This is a genomic window from Collinsella aerofaciens (genome assembly GCF_005844325.1).
In the GTDB taxonomy this organism is placed as follows: Bacteria; Actinomycetota; Coriobacteriia; order Coriobacteriales; family Coriobacteriaceae; genus Collinsella; species Collinsella aerofaciens_G.
The window spans coordinates 1-19936 of record NZ_SPFY01000033.1; the positions used below are offsets into that span (position 1 = coordinate 1).

Here is a 19936-nt window from a genome sequence, read left to right on the forward strand (position 1 = left end):
CGCGATTGGCGAAAATGCGTTGGTGGAAATGGTGAAAATTATATTGACGCTAACAGATGCGTCTACGACAGGCCGTGCACCGACCTGTTCTTCGATGTCGTCGACAGGCGCTACGAGAAGGAGGGGCCGAACGCGATGGTCCTCACGAGCAACATCGCCCCGAGCGGGTGGGATGAGTTCTTCACGGGCGACGACACGCTCCTCTGCGCCCTCGACAGGCTGTTCGACAAGGCGTCGGTGTTCGTGATGCGGGGCCCGAGCTACCGCGGCAGGGAGCTTGACACCTACTCGGTGGAGGCCGTCCCCCAGGCGGTGAAGGTGAGGGGGATCCAGCCCGAGGGGATGTAGGAATGCGATAGGAAAGTCATAGATGCGGGCGTGTTGGCTAAAATGGGTCGGCCGGGATTGGTCAATCTCGGCCGACTATATTTGGCTAAATTATTCCGGCGCTAACAATTCTTAATGCTGATCGGGTGCTGCCGTTGATTGGCCCGGGTATTCTCGTAGCTGACGCCGGGAATCTGGCGTGTTTCGTCAAGAGGATTTGAGTAAAAAGAGCATCGGGATTTGAGCTGGGCGCGCTCCGGTCGTGCGCGCCCTTTTTGAGGCATTTACCCCTCCTGCATGAGGGCGTGACGCACGTTGCAGGACTCCCTGCGGAACTGGACGAGCCTTCCGTGGTGGACGATGTAGTCTATGACGGCGGACATCTGGTCGTCGCCGAATGCCGATCCCCACCTGCTGAACTCCAGGTTCGTGGTGATCACCGCCGACTGCCTCTCGTGGGCGTCGGCGAAGACCTGGAAGAGGGGCCTCGCGCCGTCCCGCGTCGAGCGGCGGGACACGACGTGGGCCCATTCGAGGTCGTGAATCAGTAGCGATCCCGGCGCTATCCTGCCGCCCATGGCATCCCTCACGCGCGCCGAACTGGGCTTCCCGTGGCCGCAGACGACCGCGACGGGGTTCTTGTGGATATCGATGGTGACGCAGGTGCAGAGCTCCTGGCGGGAGAGGCCGCGCTTGAGGGCTTGCCCGTAGCCCTTGGAGAGGTCGGTGTCGCTGATGCAGATCTCGTCAACCCAGACGGTGTCGCGCATCATGATTCGGTCCCGGCAGCCGGACGCCGTGGTGAGCGCACGGTGCCGCCACTCGAAGGCGGTCTTGTGGTTGACGCCGCACAGATCGGCCGCGCACTCGACGGGGACGTTGTGGCGCATGAGCCTGATGAAGGAGACTCAGGCGAGGAGCGGCTTTCTGCAGTGCTCGAGGACGGTCCCGGTGAGGGAGTTGAATCTCCTGCCGCAGCAGCGGCAGCGCCACCTCGGTACTCCTGCTGCGGTGGACCTGTCCCTTCAGGCGCCCTCGGCGCCGCACTCCGGGCACCCCGGGTCCGGCCAGTATGCCGCGGCGGCCACGGCGAGCGTGCCGACCCCGACCTCGTTGCGGCAGTGCCTCTCGCCGACGGCTTCTCTGAGCAGCAGGAACTCGTCGGCGGTGAGGCCCGCCACGAGCGCCCTGAAGGGGTTCGCTCTTTCCATATGGATCTTTCCCATCCGCCCGAGCGCCCACCCGGAGGGATTGTCGCCAAACAAAGATCCGGGTGGGCGCTCGGGCGGATTCTTTGTTTGGCTGGGAAGAGCATAACATTCGGGAACCTTCCGGTCCCCGAATCATCACCTGTTATCTAAACTGTTAGAGACGAAAAAAAGCTTGCTGAGTACGCCTGCTACTTTTTATAAGGGCAGGTGTCCATCTGCTTTTAGAACAATTCCCATGCTTTGAATAACTGGACTTCCGATGCGGGGGAGATTGTAAGATAATCTACCCTTAGTATCATTATTTGTGATGGGGGATACGATATGAAAAAGGCATTGCGTGCCTCAACAGCGTTTTCTTTAGCTGCTCTTTTAACGATTTCACCCTTGATGAGTCCTGTAGCCGCTGCTTATGCTGCGAATAGCGTGCAAGCTGAGGATATTTCATCAGATGCTGTGTCCGCAGACGATGGTGTAGCTTCACGCGACGAGGGCGTTGCCGACGGAGACATGGATGTCGAGCAGTCGTTGCCGACGGACGTTGACGAGCCAGCTGATGAGGATTTCGGTGTAGATGCTTCTTCGACTGAGCCGCAAACCGAATCGGCTGATTCTCCTTTTCAATATATATATCTTGCCTACCCGAACCTTATCAGTGGGACTGACCAAGTCGTCGCGTTTGCGACTCCTAATGACAGCGATACTATCGCTTCCGCGACACTTAACTATGTGAGCGCCAATGGAGTTCAGGGGGCTGTTGACGCTTCCGCACAGGATGCTAATTCTGCTGCATTTACATTTGGCTCGGAGCTAGAACTCAATACATACTTTCTTACTTCAATAACCTATGTTCTGCAGGGCGATGGTACTGAACATGAGATTAATCTCTCTGACAGAGATTATTCTTTTACGGTTGTTGACGGCACTGCTAATTGCGAAGGCACTTCCGTTTACTATGCAGACGGCGATGGCAATGCCGTTGAGGCCCAATCGATCAAGCAGGCGTTGGAGTGTGCCGATTCACCGGACGGCATTTCTACCTATGCTGCGCGCTCGGCGCGAAAAAACGTTCGGATAATTGCCCTCGATGCTGGCCATGGCGGCACCGACCCTGGTGCGCAGGGAAATGGAAAGAGTGAGGCGGATCTAACTTGGAAGATCGTTGCTGCTTGTAAGAATAAGCTTGAGGCGTATGGCTTTAAAGTCGTTCTTGCTCGCGAGCAAAGCGGTGGCTACTCAGGAAATGATTACCTTTATCGTGTCCAACGATGCGTGAGTCAAGGCGCGCAGGCCTTTGTTAGCTTCCATATCAATTCCGGTTCGCCTGTTGCTCACGGCGCCGAGGTATATGCGCCCACTGCCAATGAATATGATTACACGCAAGTTTCTGTGGAGCTTGCGAATAAAGTGATGAACAACCTCGCTTCTATGGGACTCAGCTATCGCGGTGTATTCCAAATGGAAGTTGGAGATGAGTTTGCGGTCATCCGTTGCGCCCGCGAACAAGGTATTCCCGGCATTCTAATTGAGCATGGCTTTATTTCTGATGCGGGGGACGTATTGAATTATTTTAGCGATGAGGGTTGCAGGCGTCTTGGCGAGGCCGATGCCGATGCGATCATTGCGCAATTTCCTAAGTCAACTTGGCTCGATTACTCTTCCGTATTCGATGCTAATTACTATTTGTCGAATAATCCCGATGTTGCCAAAGCTACGGCTGGAAATAGTGAATTAGCTCTAGACCATTTTATTAACTATGGTATGAGTGAAGGTAGGCGCGGCTCTGCTTCTTTTGACGTACAGAGCTACTTTAATGAGTATCCAGATTTAAGGGCTGCCTTTGGCTTTGATTTAGTGAAGTACTACGAGCATTACGTCACAGCTGGAAAAGCAGAAGGAAGGCATGGGACCGGATGCTCAAAGATTGAGGGATACGCTACGACTATCAATGGCGTTGACTATTCTTCCGTCTACGACCCCTCGTTTTATCTATCGAATAACGAAGACATTCGCAACGCTTTTTCTAAACGAAGCCCCGCTGGCGTTGTAATGATTGACGATGCTGCCGTGCTGCGCCATTTCGTCAGCTGCGGCATGGCGGAGGGCCGTCGCGGGAGCGAGTCCTTCGACGTGCTGAGCTATTACAACAGATACCCCGACCTTCGTCGCGCATTCGGTGCCAACCTCACCGCTCTATATAGTCATTACCTCAGCAGCGGTCGCGCTGAGGGCAGGATCGCGACCGGTTGCGCTTCCCTCGCGGGCGCCGTCGCTTCGCAGGGCGGTACGGATTATTCCCCCGTTTACGATTTCGACTTCTATACCTCCAACAACGGAGACGTCCTGAGCGCCTTTACAACCGTCAAGGGTGGTCTGAGGTTCGTTGACGATGCTGCCGTGCTGCGCCATTTCGTCAGCTGCGGCATGGCGGAGGGCCGTCGCGGGAGCGAGTCCTTCGACGTGCTGAGCTATTACAACAGATACCCCGACCTTCGTCGCGCATTCGGTGCCAACCTCACCGCTCTATATGGTCATTACCTCAGCAGCGGTCGCGCTGAGGGCAGGATCGCGACCGGTTGCGCTTCCCTCGCGGGCGCCGTCGCTTCGCAGGGCGGTACGGATTATTCCCCCGTTTACGATTTCGACTTCTATACCTCCAACAACGGAGACGTCCTGAGCGCCTTTACAACCGTCAAGGGTGGTCTGAGGTTCGTTGACGATGCTGCCGTGCTGCGCCATTTCGTCAGCTGCGGCATGGCGGAGGGCCGTCGCGGGAGCGATTCCTTCGACGTTTATGGCTATCGAAATCGTTATGCGGACCTGAGGAAGGCTTTCGGGCAGAACCTGAAGAGCTATTACATCCACTATTTAAATTGTGGCATTAAGGAGGGGCGTAATGGTGCAAGTGCGACTGGATACGAAGGTTTTATTATGTCGTCCGCCTATTCAACCTATCTAGATGCCGCTGATCATTTCACAAAGACCGTGGGCCCAAAAGGATTCCCTTCAGCCGTTTACACGGATAGGGGAGCGTCGAACATCATAGATTTCTGCAAAATTCTATATGAAGAGGCTCAGTCGGAGGGTGTTTCACCTGAAGTTTTATATGGGCAGGTGATGAAAGAAACGGGATATTTGAAGTTTGGAAATTTGGTTCAGCCTAATCAGTGCAATTTTGGAGGCCTTGGCGCCACTGGACCTGGTAACCCAGGCTACACCTTCGGATCTGTCCGTGAGGGACTGCGGGCGCAGGTTCAGCATCTAAAGGCGTATGGTTCAACGGAGCCATTGATTAATCCGTGTATTGATGCTCGCTTTAAATATGTCAGTCGTGGCTGTGCTCCGAGAACCGTTGATTTAAATGGCAAATGGGCCGTTCCGGGTGTTGGATACGGCGAAAGCATTGATGCAATCGCCAAAGAGGTTATTGGTTAGGCTTTAAAAAGTAGATTGAAAGTTTTAAATCGATTGGGTTAATTTGACTGACAATTTAAAGAAAAACATCACATGGAATACCGTTGGCTCGATTGCATACCTTGCTTGTCAGTGGTTAACGACAGTTGCCGTAGTTCGTCTTTCATCGGATTTTAACTATGCAGGTGATTTGTCTTTGGCAATGACAATCAGCAATCTATTTGTTCCAATCGGTTTATATAAGATTCGATCCTTTCAGGTATCCGATCTTTCATGTGAGTATTCTTCGGGGGAATACATTGGTTTTCGTCTAATCACAATAGTGTTGGGGTTTGTTTTCGTATTACCTTATGCATTCTTTACCTGTCAGCAGTCTTCCCTTCTCCCCGTGTACTTCTATTGCATATATAAGTCAATAGAAGTGATGGTCGATGTGTTCCACGGCATTGATCAAAAAGCAGGAAATATGATTTATTGTGGCATTTCGATGCTGCTGAGAGGCATTTTGTCACTTCTCGCGTTTTGTGCCGGAATGCATGTCTCACATTCTCTTGTATTGAGCATCGTTCTAATGATTGCGGTGTCTCTCCCTGTAATGGTTGTTGATGTACGTTGGGCTTCGAATTTCGATGCGATTGTTCCTTCTTTTAGGTTCAAGGCGATGTCTGAACTGTTTTATAAGTGTCTTCCCGCTACGGTTGGGGTTTTTTGTTGCGCTGCAGTTACATCTGTTTCGCGTCAAGAACTTGCTGCTGCATTGGGGGCATCAATGTTGGGTGTTTATTCCTCGGTGTGTTCTCCCGCGGCAATAGTTCAGGCGGGTGCTGCTAATGCCTATGCCCCTTTGCTCGGCGCTTTTGCGAGCGCTAGTGAGTCGGAGGATAAAAAAGCATTTAATACCATGTTGGTGAAGGTCATTCTTGGCGCCCTTGTCTTGTGTATTCTTATTTTGTTCGCTTGTTTCATCTGCGGCGACTACTTGTTGGGACTACTTTTCGGTGACCAAATTCATCAGTATTCTTTTTTGCTGTACGGTGCGGTAATTAGCTCTCTGATTACGGCGTTTATCGGTTTCTTTTCCGACCTGACAATTGTTAAAAGAAAGATGGTTGGTAATCTTGTTGGTAATTTAGTTGCTTTAATCGTTGTTGTCCCTCTTTCCAGCTTAATGATTCACTTGTTTGGACCTAACGGAACGAGTATTGCAATTTCGCTTGCTTATTTTGTCGGGTGTGTCGCGATGCTTCCCTGCATTATTCGGAATAATGCAGTAGAGATTCGCTAAATACTTAGATATAAAAGTGTGCGGCCGGTGCTTAATATCTACCTGAATTGACTTCTTTAACGCCAATGGAGGGGTTATCAGTTCTGGCGCAGGTATTAACGCTTTTTAATTCTAATTTATGCCCAGCAGGCGTCTTTTCGTTTAGCATAAGACACGTATTAGTAGGTTAAGCAACAACTTCAAATTTGTTTAAGTTTCATTCACCTTAATTTTGTTTATTGGAGCTTGAAATGTGCGATAGCGTATTCAAAGACAAGACCCTCATGATCACGGGCGGCACCGGCTCGTTCGGCAACACCGTGCTCAAACACTTCATGGACACCGACCTAGCCGAGATCCGCATCTTCTCCCGCGACGAGAAGAAGCAGGACGACATGCGCCACCGCCTGCAGGAGAGGTCCCCCGAGCTCGCGTCCAAGGTGCGCTTCTTCATCGGCGACGTCCGCGACGCCCAGAGCGTCCGCGACGCCATGCACGGCGTGGACTACATCTTCCACGCCGCCGCCCTCAAGCAGGTTCCCTCCTGCGAGTTCTTCCCCATGGAGGCCGTGCGCACCAACGTAATCGGCACGGACAACGTCCTGCATGCCGCCATCGACGAGGGCGTGGACCGCGTCGTGTGCCTGTCCACCGACAAGGCCGCCTACCCCATCAACGCCATGGGCAAGTCCAAGGCCATGATGGAGTCGATCATCTACGCCAACGCCCGCAACGGCGCCGGCCGCACCACCATCTGCTGCACCCGCTACGGCAACGTCATGTGCTCGCGCGGCAGCGTCATCCCGCTGTTCATCGACCGCATCCGCAAGGGCGAGCCGCTCACCGTCACCGACCCCAACATGACCCGCTTCCTCATGAACCTGGACGAGGCCGTGGACCTGGTGCAGTTCGCCTTCGAGCACGCCAACCCCGGCGACCTGTTCATCCAGAAGGCGCCGGCCTCCACGATCGGCGACCTCGCCGAGGCCGTGCAGGAGGTCTTCGGCCGCGTGGGCACCCAGGTCATCGGCACCCGCCACGGCGAGAAGCTCTTCGAGACCCTCATGACCCGCGAGGAGCGCCTGCGCGCCGAGGACATGGGCGGCTACTACCGCGTCGCCTGCGACTCGCGCGACCTGAACTACGACAAGTTCGTCGTGGACGGCGAGGTGGAGACCCAGGCCGACGAGTCCTATACCTCCCACAACACCGAGAGGCTCGACGTGGCGGGCACCATCGCCAAGATCAAGACCGCCGAGTACGTGCAGCTGGCGCTCGAGGGCCGCGAGCACGAGGCGGTGCAGTAGGGTGCGCATACTCGTCACCGGCGCCAGGGGCTTCGTCGGCAGGAACCTCTGCTGCGCCCTCAAGAACATAAGGGACGGCAAGGACCGCCGCGAGAAATACTCGGGCCTGCTCCCGCTCGAGATTATGGAGTACGACATCGACTCGACGCCCGGGGAGCTCGATGACTGCTGCTCCCGCGCCGACTTCGTGTTCAACCTGGCCGGCGTCAACCGCCCCAAGGAGCAGTCCGAGTTCATGGAGGGCAACTTCGGGTTCGCCTCCACGCTGCTCGACGCCCTCGAGCGCCACGGCAACACGTGCCCCGTCATGCTGTCCAGCTCCGCGCAGGCGAGCCTGTCGGGCCGCTTCGAGGGCTCGGTCTACGGCGAGTCCAAGCTCGCGGGGGAGGGCCTGTTCCGCGAGTACTCGGAGCGCACGGGCGCTCCTGTCCTCATCTACCGCTTCCCGAACCTCTACGGCAAGTGGTGCCGACCTCGCTACAACTCCGCCGTGGCGACCTTCTGCGACGCCATCGCCAACGGCCGCCCCTACACCGTGAACGACCCCTCGGTCGAGCTGGAGCTCCTCTACATCGACGACCTGGTCGACGAGATGCTGGGCGCCCTGCTGGGGGAGGAACACCGCTGCGGCTACGAGGGCCTCGAGCGCGTCGAGGGGGAGGACTTCTGCTACGTCCCCCAGACCGACGTGAAGTCCCTGGGCGAGATCGTCTACCTGCTCGGGTGCTTCCGCGACAGCCGCGAGACGCTTTCCGTGCCCGACCTGGCGGAGGGCTCCTTCTCCAAGAAGCTCTGGAGCACGTTCCTGTCCTACTACGAGCCGGGGCACTTCGCCTACGGCCTCAAGCCGAACGTGGATGACCGCGGCTCGTTCACCGAGTTCCTGCGCACGCCGGAGCGCGGCCAGGTCTCCATCAACGTCTCGAAGCCCGGCATCACCAAGGGCAACCACTGGCACATGAGCAAGTGGGAGAGGTTCCTGGTGGTCTCCGGCACCGCGAGCATCAAGCTGAGGAAGGTGGGGGAGGACGCCGAGGGCAACCAGTTCCCCGTCGACGAGTACGTCGTCTCTGGCTCGGACATGCGCGCCGTGGAGATGATTCCCGGCTACACGCACTCCATCACCAACCTGTCCGACACCGAGGACCTCGTGACGGTCATGTGGGCCAACGAGCCTTTTGACCCCGAGAACCCCGACACCTACTACGAGGAAGTCTAGAGGTTTTGACCAGATACGCTCACATTAATAGCGTTCCAAATGGATCCACTGGGCGCATTATGATGAAGGAGCATTTTGCTCTTATAGATCAGGGATGCGAATCGCTTGCTTGCTGGGGTAGAAGAAGGCCAGCAAGTAGTGCCAGTGAGTACTGCTTTGGGTCATCGGCTAATTTTATACTCGACGTTGGACTTACTTTCCTTGACGGGAAGATTGGTTTTCATTCAGTGAGGCAAACCGAGGCGTTGATTCATCGCCTTGATGAGTTTGGTCCTGATGTGGTTCACTTGCACAACATTCATGGTTACTATTTGAATATTGATAGGCTATTTAAATGGTTGTCGATATCTGATTGTCGTGTTGTATGGACTTTGCATGACTGTTGGGCTTTTACCGGCCATTGTCCGTATTTCACATATGCTGACTGCAATCAATGGAAAAGCGGCTGCGGTACCACGAAATGTCCACAGCTTATGGGATATCCTCCAACTATCAATTCTGGTTCATGCAAATGGAATTATGAGGCTAAACGTTCGTTATTCACTTCGTTGCCTTCCGACCGATTGACAATTGTCACTCCTTCTAAATGGTTGGCCGAACTGGTTGCTTCAAGCTTTTTGTCAAAGTATCCGATAGAAGTTGCACATAATACGATTGACCTCGATATATTCAGGCCGCGATCCAATGGCGAAGTATCTAGTGTTAAAGAGAAATACGGTCTCGATTCTAGAAATATTATTTTAGGTGTTGCGTCTCCATGGTCAAAACGCAAGGGGTTATCAGACTTTTATACTCTCGCTGACAGGCTTGATCGCTCCAAGTATTCCATCGTACTCGTTGGTTTAAGTGCCAAACAGATGCGGGCGCTGCCGCCAGAGATCGTCGGTATTCCACGAACCGACTCTCAGATAGAGTTGGCCTCACTTTATAGTTCTGCCTCTGTTCTATTCAATCCAACATACGAGGATAACTACCCTACGGTCAATCTTGAGGCTGAGGCTTGTGGGCTGCCAGTCGTTTGTTACGATGTCGGCGGATGCTCTGAGACTTTGCACAGGGACGATTCGAAACTTGTTGAATGTGGTGACGTGCAGGCCGCCTCATTACTGTTGGCAAAATACTAGACTCTGTTTTAAGGAAACCTATGAATTCCAATATTTGTTTTAAAGACGACGGCCGCCTGAAGCTCCTGATCATCGTGGGCACGCGCCCCGAGGTCATTCGCCTTTCCGAGGTCATCAAGAAGTGCCGCCGCCACTTCGACTGCCTGCTGGCGCACACCGGCCAGAACTACGACTACACGCTCAACGGCATCTTCTTCCGCGACCTGTCGCTGGACGATCCGGACGTCTACCTGGACGCCGTTGGCGCGGACCTGGGCGAGACCGTCGGCAACATCATCGCGGCCTCCTACAAGCTGATGGTCCAGGTGCGGCCCGACGCGCTCCTGATCCTTGGCGACACCAACAGCTGCCTGTCCGCCATCGCGGCCAAGCGCCTGCACATCCCCATCTTCCACATGGAGGCGGGCAACCGCTGCAAGGACGAGTGCCTGCCCGAGGAGACCAACCGACGCATCGTCGACGTGATCTCCGACGTCAACCTGGCCTACTCCGAGCACGCACGCCGCTACCTCAAGGACACCGGCTGCGCACCCGAGCGCACCTACGTCACGGGCTCGCCCATGGCCGAGGTGCTGCGCGCCAACCTTGACAAGATCGAGGGGTCCCATATCCTCTCCGAGCTCGGACTGGAGCCCAGGCGCTACATGCTGCTGTCGGCACACCGCGAGGAGAACATCGACACCGAGGCGAACTTCACGAGCCTGTTCACCGCGGTCAACGCGCTGGCCGAGAAATACGACATGCCGATCCTGTACTCCTGCCACCCGCGCTCCCGCAAGCGCCTGGAGGCCACCGGCTTCCAGCTGGACCCGCGCGTGCGCATGCACGAGCCTATGGGGTTCCACGACTACAACTGCCTGCAGATGAACGCCTTCGCCGTGGTCTCCGACTCCGGCACCCTGCCCGAGGAGTCCAGCTTCTTCGCGAGCGTCGGCCGCCCGTTCCCAGCGGTGTGTATCCGCACCTCCACCGAGCGCCCCGAGGCGCTGGACAAGGCCTGCTTCACGCTCGCCGGCATCTCCGAGAGGGGCCTGCTCCAGGCCGTCCACACCGCCGTCGAGCTCGATGCGGAGGGGTCGCTGCCCGAGGCGCCCGTGCCCGATTACGCCGACGAGACCGTGTCCACCAAGGTGGTCAAGATCATCCAGAGCTACACCGGCGTCGTGGACAAGATGGTGTGGAGGAAGAGCGTTTAATGACTAGCTCATGTGCTGGTAAGAAAATGCTTGTTGTTACGCAGCATTTCTATCCGGAATCTTTTCGAATTAATGACTTGGTGAGGGGATTTGTTGAAGACGGAATAAGCGTAGATGTTCTCTGCGGCATCCCTAATTATCCTTCAGGCGAATGGTCTGATGGATATGGTTATTTCGGTCACCGCCGAGACGATTATTTCGGTGCGTCCGTTTTTCGATCTGGTGAAATCCGTCGTAAGGGTAATACTTCGATACGCATTTTTCTGAACTATATTAGCTGGCCAATTACTGCTTCTTTTAGAGCTATGAGGCTCAAAAAGAAGTATGACGTTGTATTTTGCTATAACACAAGTCCTATTTTGATGGTAATTCCTGCAAGGGTTGCTGCATGGCGAAATAAATGTCCTCTAGTAACTTATGTCTTGGATATTTGGCCCGAGAACCTTTACACAGTCTTGAATGTCCAAAGCAGTTTTCTGAGGTCTTTTGCCAAATCTTTTTGCGACAAGCAGTATGCGGCCTGCAATAAGCTGATTGCTTTGAGCGACTCTTTGGCTGATAACCTGTTTCATAGAGTCAAGCCTTTGAATTCGGATGTTTCGATAGGCGTAATACCTCAACATTGCGAGGAAAGTTACGAGCAAAAGCTAGTCTCATCGGAACTAAGATCTCAGTTCAAAAATCAATGCGTCTTCCTATTTGCTGGTTCTATAACCCCCGCCCAAGGGCTTGATACGGTTATTGAAGCATTCTCGCGTGCAGTTTCAGAGAACTCTATCGAGATGAAGCTGTTAATTCTTGGCGATGGCATGTCTAGGGCAGAACTGCAGAAGCTCGTTTCAAGCAAGGGGCTTGATAAGTCTGTTTTGTTTTTGGGGCGCGTGGATCCCGAGGTCGTGCCCATGTACTCCGATATTGCAACGGCAATGATTGCTCCATTTGCCGATAATCCTGAGTTAGAGCTTACTATTCCAGCCAAGATATCAAGCTGTATGGCTTCTTCAAAGGCAATACTTGCCGTAATGCGCGGAGAAGGGGCCAATGCGGTTCGTTCTGCTAGATGCGGGTTTGTCTCCGATCCTTCAGATGTAAATGCGCTTGCTAACAACATGGTAAAAATTGGTTCAATGAAAAAAGGCGCTATTGATGCTTTGGGATCTAATGGCTTCAATTATTATCGTGAGCATTTTTCGAGACAGGTTTGTTTGGATAAAATTAAGCAGGTTTTATTTTCAATTTAGGTCCAATCTGGATCGTTGGGGTTTTAATGGATGACATGTTGCGAGTGTTGGTAATCATTCCTGCTTATAATGAGCAAGCCAATATTGTTCAGACTGTTTCATCGGTTGTTGAGGCTGGCTATGATTATGTTGTTGTGAATGACGGCTCAACCGATAATACGCTATCTATCTGTCGTCAGTACGACTTTAATGTCCTTGATCTTCCGCAAAATTTAGGCATTGGTGGTGCCGTTCAAGCCGGTCATAAATATGCGCTCAGGCAAGGCTATGACGTTGATGTTCAGGTTGACGGTGATGGTCAGCATGATCCTTCTTATATTGGGAGCTTAATCGAGCCAATTATTGATGGTGCCGATTTAGCCATTGGTTCCAGATTTGCCGTGCCCACAGAAGGCTTTCAATCAACATTTTTAAGGAGAGTAGGTATCCGATGGCTTTCTGGTTGGTTGAGATTATTTACCGGAAAAACGATTAAAGATCCAACTTCTGGATTTCGCGCGTGCGGTAAAAAGGCTATAGACCTGTTCTGTAGGGACTATCCAGACGATTACCCTGAGCCTGAATCTATTGCAGCAGCATTAAAAACCGGTCTTTCAGTGGTTGAGGTTCCCGTGCTTATGCGTGAGAGACAGGGTGGAGTGTCATCTATTTCTGGCTTTTCATCAATTTATTACATGATTAAAGTTTCGCTCGCAATTTCCATGGCCTGTTTTGTTTATAGAAAGGCGGCTCACCAATGAGTATGATAATTCGCGTGGGCGCTGGCGTAATTTTTAGTGGTCTATTCTTTTATGTCGTTTCTTTAGTCGGCAAAGGAAAGCTTCTTTTAAAGTACTCGTTACTATGGCTCTGCCTGTGCGTGGTGGCATTATTTAGCGTTTGCTTTCCGGAGTTGATTTATCGAATTTCAGATTGTATTGGGTTTATCAGTCCTTCGAATTTCGCCTTTCTCGTCGCAGTAGTACTTTTATTGATGATTTCTCTATCTCTCAGTATTGCGATCAGCAGACTCGTTACGGCTTGTAAAAACTTAACTCAACGCATTGCGATTCTTGAAAATGAGAACGATACTTTGCGCAACCAGCAGGGTTAGATAAAGATGGAGTTTAATAACTCGTATGAATAAGTACCTTACCTCAGAAGACCGAAGCAATAATTTGCATAACGATAATTTTCATCTTTATCGGGCTGCTTGTTTTGCGCTATCTTTTTTGTTTGCGCTTATTTACTTATCTTTATTTGTTAACTATGTTTGTAGCTTCTACGGAAAGATCGGTGTTACAACTGCTAGCTCGCTGCTCAATAACGGTATGTCTGTTCTCATCATCGGTGGATTGACCGTTGCGTTTTTATTCTCAGCAATCAAGCTGATCGAGTATAAAAGCGATTTTATATATAAATATCGATGGATAATCGGTATTTCTGTCGCAATGCTTGCGGTGGTGTTTAAAGTCAGCGGCTCATCGCTTGGCATGTGGAGCATTATGCTTCCTGAGAACGCCGGGACTCCCATCTGGGGTATACCTAGGTCTCTTCGAAGCGATGAGTTTTCAGTCGGTACTTTATTTCAATTGTCTCAGTCTCATAATGATTATGCGCCAATTTCGGAAATCTTAAGAGGAGATATAACAGATGTCCGGATGGTTTATGGTGCTGCCTGCTGGAGTGTAATTTCGTTATTTCGTCCAGTGCTTTGGGGCTATTTGGTATTTGGTTTTGAATCGGGTTTAGCGTTTGCTTGGTCCATGAAGCTATGCATTATGGTCCTGGTTTCCTTTGACTGCGCTTTCCTCATGATTAAATCAAAGCCACTCAGTTTGCTCTTTTCAATATTGCTTTGTTTTTCGCCGCTGATTCAGTGGTGGGGTACAGGCGAGGTGGTTCTTTACGGTCAAGCCCTTGTTTTGTTATTAGATAAGACGCTCTTTACTCGTAAAAGGAGCACTAGAGTCATTGCGATTGTTGCTATTGCATGGTTATGCGGTTGTTACATAATGCTCATGTATCCCGCTTGGATGGTTCCTTTTTTCTACATTTTTGCCCTCATGGGAGTTTTCAGGGCAATTGATTATTGTCGAATCCTTAAGTCTGGCGAGTACCGTTCGGTGCTTGCGTGGTCAATTAGTGACACTTTAACTTCGATCTTCTGTTTGCTGGTTTCGGCAGGACTTGTATTTTTAGCTTTTTTCCAGTCCTCTGAAGCAATGGCATCTGTTGTTAATACGGTTTATCCGGGCGCGCGCTTTGAAACCGGAGGAAGCGGGCTTCCCGAACTTTTTTCGAATGCGCTTTCTCTTTTTTATGCTTTTGATACGCCTTTGGTTTCAAATGAATGTGAAATTGCCACCATTCTCTGCTTTTTCCCTCTTGGGACTCTTGCGTCTCTGTCCTGTATCATCAAAAAGCGAGATTGGCATTTAATTGCACTACTAGTCCTTCAGTTATTTTTCCTTCTTTTTGCCTTCGTTGGCTTCCCGTCATTTTTATCCCGAATTACCTTGATGTATAACGTACCTGTTCTGCGGCTTTTATTTCCTATTGGGTACTTAGAGCTTCTTCTTTTCTTGATATCTGTTAAAAAAGCCAAAGAATTCCAAGAGGCTAATAGCCAAATTAGTTCTTTGTTGGTTTTGCTAGTGATTGGAATCTGTTTAAGTTCAGTATTCCAGATTTATATTCTTCTTTCCGCCAAGTATCTTGTCGCAAGGAAATTGTATCTTTTGATGCTGATATTGCTTTGTGCAGTTTCCTGCCTTTTGTTCAGCGCATTTATCCTTGGTAAAAACTGCATTGGTTTATTTGTCGCATTTGCTATTTGCTTCGGTGTAATTCCTGGTTGCTGTATCAATCCAATACAAATTGGTGCAGCTCCGCTTACCGAAACGGAGTTGGCGTCTCTTGTTGATCAGTTCGCTGACAAGGATGATTATTCAGTTAAATGGGTTGTCGATGGTTCTTGGACAGTTGCCAATCTTTGCGCTGCGTATGGAGCGCCTGTAATTAACTCGACCAATGCTTATCCTGATCTGGCGCGTTGGAATTCTATCGATGATAATAACGAGAATGAGTACGCATACAATAGGTATGCTCATATCATTGCAAATGTATTCACTCCGTCTACGTCTTTTAATTCCACTCAGGATGATCTCTTCACAGTTAATTTGACTGAAGATAATCTAAGACAGCTTAATGTGAAGTACGTTTTGTCTAGTAGGGATTTGACGGAGTTTTCATCTGATCAACTGCGGATTACGCAATTAGGTTCAGCAAACGGATTCGTTCTATATGAAATAACCTATTAGGAAGAATGGGGCTGTCGGTTAACCGGCAGCCCCATTCTCCATTCTTTACGTGCTCATGAGTTAAGCGTCATGACACTTTTATATTTGATAATACAGATTTCCACTGACGATATTTATGTTTATATACGGATCGCCTTTCACGTAGTACTCTGGCCATAGGTAGTTGAGCAATGAGTATTCCCGATGGAACCTCATTTTCTTTTCATCGCTGATCTCATAGCCTCGTGATAACGACTCGTAATGATACAGCTCAGTATCGGGTGTATATACAACCAAATAATTGTGACTCCTCACTTTGAGGCAATAGTCAACATCATTAAAGGCGACAGCCAATTCTTCTCTAAAGCCGCCGACTTCGTCGAAAACAGCTCTCTTTGTCATGAGGCATGCTGCGGTCACGGCACTTAAATCTTGTGTACGATCGCATAGATTGAAGTAGCCCCATTTACCTCTGGGGTAGTCTTTTCCGAGGTGGCCGGCTCCAATCCCTCCGATGCCGACGCCTGCATGTTGCAGAGTATTATCGCTGTAGAAAAGTCTTGCACCAACAATGCCAACTTCTTTTCGCGAACAAATGCCCAGCATGTTTTCGATCCAGTTTGGGGTTATAACTTCTGTATCGTTGTTTAACAAGAGAAGATAATCGCCCTTTGCTTTGCTAGCGCCAAAGTTCATCAGTTTTGAGAAATTAAATTCCGCATCCCAATATTCGATGCGAATCGTATCGGGATAGCTTTTCTCCAATTCTGAGTAGTACTCGAATGTTTCTTGGTTCTCGCTGTTGTTTTCGATAATGATGATTTCGTAGTTATCGTACGTTGAGCGTTCTATGATCGACTTAATGCACGTATCGAGAACTGTGGGATGGTCCTTTGTTGGAATAACAATTGAAACAAGTGGATGACTTTCCGGAACTGCATAGGCAACTTTATAAGTGAAGGGGTCGTTTCCGCGGTAAACTTTCGCTGCAATTCCAAGCCTGTCCAAATGGGCCTGTACAGCTTTGACGCCAGCATCCCATGCATATAGCTTTGAGTTCGGGTCACCTGCAGTTGAGTTCTCGCTAATTCTCCAGTGATACAGGATTTTAGCCACGTGCACCACATGCCGTGCTTTTTCGATTGCCTTAAGCGTTAAGTCGTGGTCTTGGGCTCCATCGTACTGTTCGTCGCCGTACCCGAGAGAATCGAATAGCGTTTTTCTGATTGCAAGGAAATGGCAAATATAATTAACGCTTCGCAGCAAATCGATGCTTAAATCTGGCTTAAAGAACGGATCGCCATAGCTGCCATTGACAAACAGTTTGTCTTCGTCGCAGTAAATTAGATCAGTATTGTTTTCAGCATTAATTGCATGCGCATATTCATAAAGCGCCGAGGGCTCGAGAGTATCGTCGTGGTCTAAGAAGCAAATGAAATCTCCATTTGCTTCTTTTGTCCCAGCAAGAGTGTTTTTGGAAATGCCGGCATTGTTTGCTAGCTCTATCACCTTAATGCGAGCGTCTTTAATCTTAGCGGCTTCGATTATATCTGCAAGCGCACTGTTATCTGGGCTTGCATTGACTAGCACAAGCTCCCAGTTTGCATAGCTCTGTATAAGAACCGATTCCACCATTTCCCTGAACAGATTTTCGGGTGTGTTGAATAGGGGAACGACGATGCTAAACAAAGGCATTTCCTTGAAGGTAACCATCGATTGTTTTTCGAGTATCGCCGAGCTTGCCTTGTGTTGCTCGAGCCAATTTGGATATGCAGATGGATCAATCGAAATAGGTTTCATTTTCGATGTGGTTAAAATGCGTAGCTTATCGAGCTCTTCGTTGTCCACAACAGCGAAGCTGTTAAAGCTTGGGTGGTTGTCGTCTTCGATTGTGAAGATAAGCCTATTTGTGCTATTTGGGATTCGGACCGAGTATTGAATTTCGCGACGTTTTTTATTGGGAGCAAACCACAAGGGGATCGTAATGTCATCGGTTGTGATCGGCTCGATCTCAATACGATTCATCGAGGTATCGAAGCAGCTGATGGCTATTTTGTTGTCTTCGCGCTGAGGAAGTTTTACTGAGCAGCGAAGAATGGCCTCATCTCCATCTTCGATAAACTCGTGAAAACGCATGCTTGCTACATCCAAGTCGTGCTTATCGTCATAGTTCCTAATGGAATGGGACAAATCATTCTTTAATTTATAGTTTAATCTTGACGCCCATTTTGCCGTGCTAAAGCTGATTTTAATGACATCGTAGACGCATCGCGCACTCAAATCATTAATCTGAATATCGCAATCACCAGTTCCAAGGTCGGGAAGAACTACGACGTATTGATTTTTATTTGACTCGTATGGATAGATAGAGCTTGGTATTGTCGTTCCCTCGCTCTTCGCTGCTGTCACCTGAATATTTGATGCGTCTATCTCAACATTCTTTAGGAGAACGTACACCTTTCCGCTTCCACGGCAAATACAATCCATGCTAATTTTCATTTCAATTTACCTTTCCGTTGCACTGAGGATGCCTGCACTATTTCACTTTGATCTCAGGTTTATTCTTGCATTGAATTAATCCAGTACAGGTAGTCTCTCGATTCTTTCTTGGTACCGAATACGCGCCGCTGTTATTCGACGTTCATGCCATGTGGCCATAGTTGAATTGCTTTGCTCGTCTTGCGGATGAATGTTTTCATATCCAATTGGATGCATATATTCTTTAGGATTTGCTATATACATTTGCGCTGCCTCGAGATTTGCGCTGCACCTACTTCTTAAATCTGGATTTCCATTCAGAAGAGAGCCGATAGAAAAATGTGGATGTGCAACTCGATTTTCATTAATGCCGATTGCGATGAAATGTTCCAGCGCTCCAAGGGGGTCGTCTTTATATCTATCGAATAGATCCTCGTAATGATTTACATAAAAGGAACAATCAAATACCGATGAATAGTCTACTCCGTTAAATATGGCATTCGTAGAGCACGAGCATGTAAGTTGCGGTCTCCTTCGAGGCCACGTGCTTTGATCGATCGTGAGGGCCTCTTTATTAATTGGGTTAAAGATGTGGCATTCATAGCATTTAATGCCTTCCTTTTTAAGGAAGGCATTAAACAGTCGTTCTGAGATAAAGCCAGGCATCCTTTGTTGATAGCTATCGCGACCACTTATATAGTCAATACGCTTCTCAAGTTGTTTTTCGATTTTGAAAAGCCATTTACAATATCGGTCCATCAGCTCCTTTTTGCAAATAAACATATTGCATGGCGAAAAAGAACACTCCTCGCAAATTGCTTTATCAAAAGCATCCAAGTAGCCAGGGCATTTCGTCCTGATGATTTCCCTTGCCTGTAGCAGATCTGTCGAAGAATGGATCATTCTATACTGCTCAGCAACAGTGATTAAGTTGCACCCGATTGAGCTTGTGCAGGGTTCTTTGGCTGCAACAGTACAGTCATAATGAGTAAGAATGTTCTCAATTTCATAGTCTTTGAGCATCTGCTTTGAGTCATTGGGGGACTCAAACGCCCTTCGATAATGCGTGAGCCCAACTATCGACTCAGGAGAATTCTTCCATATCCAATAGAGGCCGGTAAGCTCGCAGTAGTGTTTGTTTTTCTGGGAAATATTATCGCCTTGATCGTCGTACAGCCATCCAGCCTGACGATTGTCTGGTGGAATGGAGCTTGACCCAACGTAGAGCGGCTGATACGGCGCTTGCGCATCAATGTCAAAGTGCTTATGCGCTGCGATGTAAATCTTCACTGTTCCTGACGCTCTTTCCGTGCCGAGGCAATTAGATGGCCTGTTCAATGGGTATCGCTCATATATTTTTAATTGATATGACCGATAGAGATTATTATATAAGTCGTAACTAAATCAGTTAAATGACACGGAGGACTACATGAAAGGCATTATCCTCGCCGGCGGGTCCGGCACACGCCTGTACCCGCTCACGCTCGTGACCTCCAAGCAGCTGCTGCCGGTCTACGACAAGCCCATGATCTACTACCCGCTGTCCACCCTCATGCTGGCGGGCATCCGGGACATCCTGGTCATCTCCACCCCGACGGACCTCCCCAACTTCGAGCGCCTGCTCGGGGACGGCTCGCGCTACGGCGTGAACCTGTCCTACGCCGAGCAGCCGAGCCCGGACGGCCTGGCCCAGGCCTTCACCATCGGCGAGGAGTTCATCGACGGCGAGCCGTGCGCCCTGGTGCTCGGCGACAACATCTTCTACGGCAACGGACTTTCGCGCCACCTGACGCGCGCCGTCCAGAACGCCGAGTCGGGGAGGGCCACGGTCTTCGGCTACCACGTGGACGACCCCGAGCGCTTCGGCGTCGTGGAGT

16 protein-coding genes are annotated in these 19936 nt (G+C 50.3%); 12 read left to right on the plus strand and 4 right to left on the minus strand.

Annotation, left to right across the window (positions count from 1 at the left end):
* On the plus strand, positions 1 to 348 hold a 348-nt coding region (locus FGQ61_RS08595), incomplete at its 5' end, for an ATP-binding protein (RefSeq protein ID WP_171021564.1).
* Between the two features lie 263 nt (positions 349 to 611).
* Here FGQ61_RS08595 and FGQ61_RS09770 read toward each other — a convergent pair.
* Together FGQ61_RS09770 and FGQ61_RS08605 are read right to left on the minus strand one after the other, a co-directional pair.
* Complete coding sequence (locus FGQ61_RS09770) at positions 612 to 1100, minus strand: ATP-binding protein (protein WP_271737565.1); 489 nt, start codon at positions 1098 to 1100, stop codon at positions 612 to 614.
* 252 nt (positions 1101 to 1352) lie between these two features.
* A complete protein-coding gene (locus tag FGQ61_RS08605) occupies positions 1353 to 1553 on the minus strand; it encodes a hypothetical protein (protein WP_138375238.1) in 201 nt (66 codons plus the stop codon).
* 306 nt (positions 1554 to 1859) lie between these two features.
* Between FGQ61_RS08605 and FGQ61_RS08610 the strand changes: the two genes are divergently transcribed.
* The 10 genes from FGQ61_RS08610 to FGQ61_RS08655 all read left to right on the plus strand — a co-directional run bounded on the left by FGQ61_RS08610 (position 1860) and on the right by FGQ61_RS08655 (position 15602).
* A complete protein-coding gene (locus FGQ61_RS08610) occupies positions 1860 to 4970 on the plus strand; it encodes an N-acetylmuramoyl-L-alanine amidase family protein (RefSeq protein ID WP_138375239.1) in 3111 nt (1036 codons plus the stop codon).
* A 43-nt stretch (positions 4971 to 5013) separates the two neighbouring features.
* On the plus strand, positions 5014 to 6234 hold the full coding sequence (locus FGQ61_RS08615; protein WP_138375240.1) for a lipopolysaccharide biosynthesis protein: 1221 nt from the start codon (positions 5014 to 5016) through the stop codon (positions 6232 to 6234).
* A 230-nt stretch (positions 6235 to 6464) separates the two neighbouring features.
* Entirely contained in the window at positions 6465 to 7520 is a 1056-nt protein-coding gene (locus FGQ61_RS08620; RefSeq protein WP_138375241.1) for a polysaccharide biosynthesis protein, read from the plus strand.
* A gap of 1 nt (position 7521) precedes the next feature.
* A complete protein-coding gene (locus FGQ61_RS08625) occupies positions 7522 to 8739 on the plus strand; it encodes a polysaccharide biosynthesis C-terminal domain-containing protein (RefSeq protein WP_138375242.1) in 1218 nt (405 codons plus the stop codon).
* 59 nt (positions 8740 to 8798) lie between these two features.
* Positions 8799 to 9863, plus strand: coding sequence for a glycosyltransferase (locus tag FGQ61_RS08630; RefSeq protein ID WP_138375243.1), 1065 nt, complete (start codon positions 8799 to 8801; stop codon positions 9861 to 9863).
* A gap of 20 nt (positions 9864 to 9883) precedes the next feature.
* Positions 9884 to 11059 (plus strand): non-hydrolyzing UDP-N-acetylglucosamine 2-epimerase, encoded by a 1176-nt coding sequence (wecB, locus tag FGQ61_RS08635; RefSeq protein ID WP_138375244.1) that lies wholly within the window; start codon positions 9884 to 9886, stop codon positions 11057 to 11059.
* A complete protein-coding gene (locus FGQ61_RS08640; RefSeq protein ID WP_138375245.1) occupies positions 11041 to 12300 on the plus strand; it encodes a glycosyltransferase family 4 protein in 1260 nt (419 codons plus the stop codon). The genes wecB and FGQ61_RS08640 overlap by 19 nt, the downstream gene beginning before the upstream one ends.
* Positions 12301 to 12326: 26 nt before the next feature.
* Positions 12327 to 13040, plus strand: a complete 714-nt coding sequence (locus tag FGQ61_RS08645) for a glycosyltransferase family 2 protein (RefSeq protein ID WP_212745461.1) — start codon at positions 12327 to 12329, stop codon at positions 13038 to 13040.
* Positions 13037 to 13393, plus strand: coding sequence for a DUF2304 domain-containing protein (locus FGQ61_RS08650; RefSeq protein ID WP_138375246.1), 357 nt, complete (start codon positions 13037 to 13039; stop codon positions 13391 to 13393). Before FGQ61_RS08645 ends, FGQ61_RS08650 begins: the two co-directional genes overlap by 4 nt.
* Before the next feature lie 25 nt (positions 13394 to 13418).
* Positions 13419 to 15602, plus strand: coding sequence for a DUF7657 domain-containing protein (locus FGQ61_RS08655; protein ID WP_138375247.1), 2184 nt, complete (start codon positions 13419 to 13421; stop codon positions 15600 to 15602).
* Positions 15603 to 15680: 78 nt separating this feature from the next.
* On the opposite strand, the gene FGQ61_RS08660 is transcribed toward FGQ61_RS08655, so the two are convergent.
* Both FGQ61_RS08660 and FGQ61_RS08665 read right to left on the minus strand, forming a co-directional pair.
* Entirely contained in the window at positions 15681 to 18080 is a 2400-nt protein-coding gene (locus FGQ61_RS08660; RefSeq protein WP_138375248.1) for a glycosyltransferase family 2 protein, read from the minus strand.
* Positions 18081 to 18155: 75 nt separating this feature from the next.
* A complete protein-coding gene (locus tag FGQ61_RS08665) occupies positions 18156 to 19349 on the minus strand; it encodes a DUF4422 domain-containing protein (RefSeq protein ID WP_171021566.1) in 1194 nt (397 codons plus the stop codon).
* 139 nt (positions 19350 to 19488) lie between these two features.
* On the opposite strand from FGQ61_RS08665, the gene FGQ61_RS08670 reads away from it, so the two are divergent.
* On the plus strand, positions 19489 to 19936 hold a 448-nt coding region (locus FGQ61_RS08670; RefSeq protein ID WP_171021567.1), incomplete at its 3' end, for a sugar nucleotidyltransferase.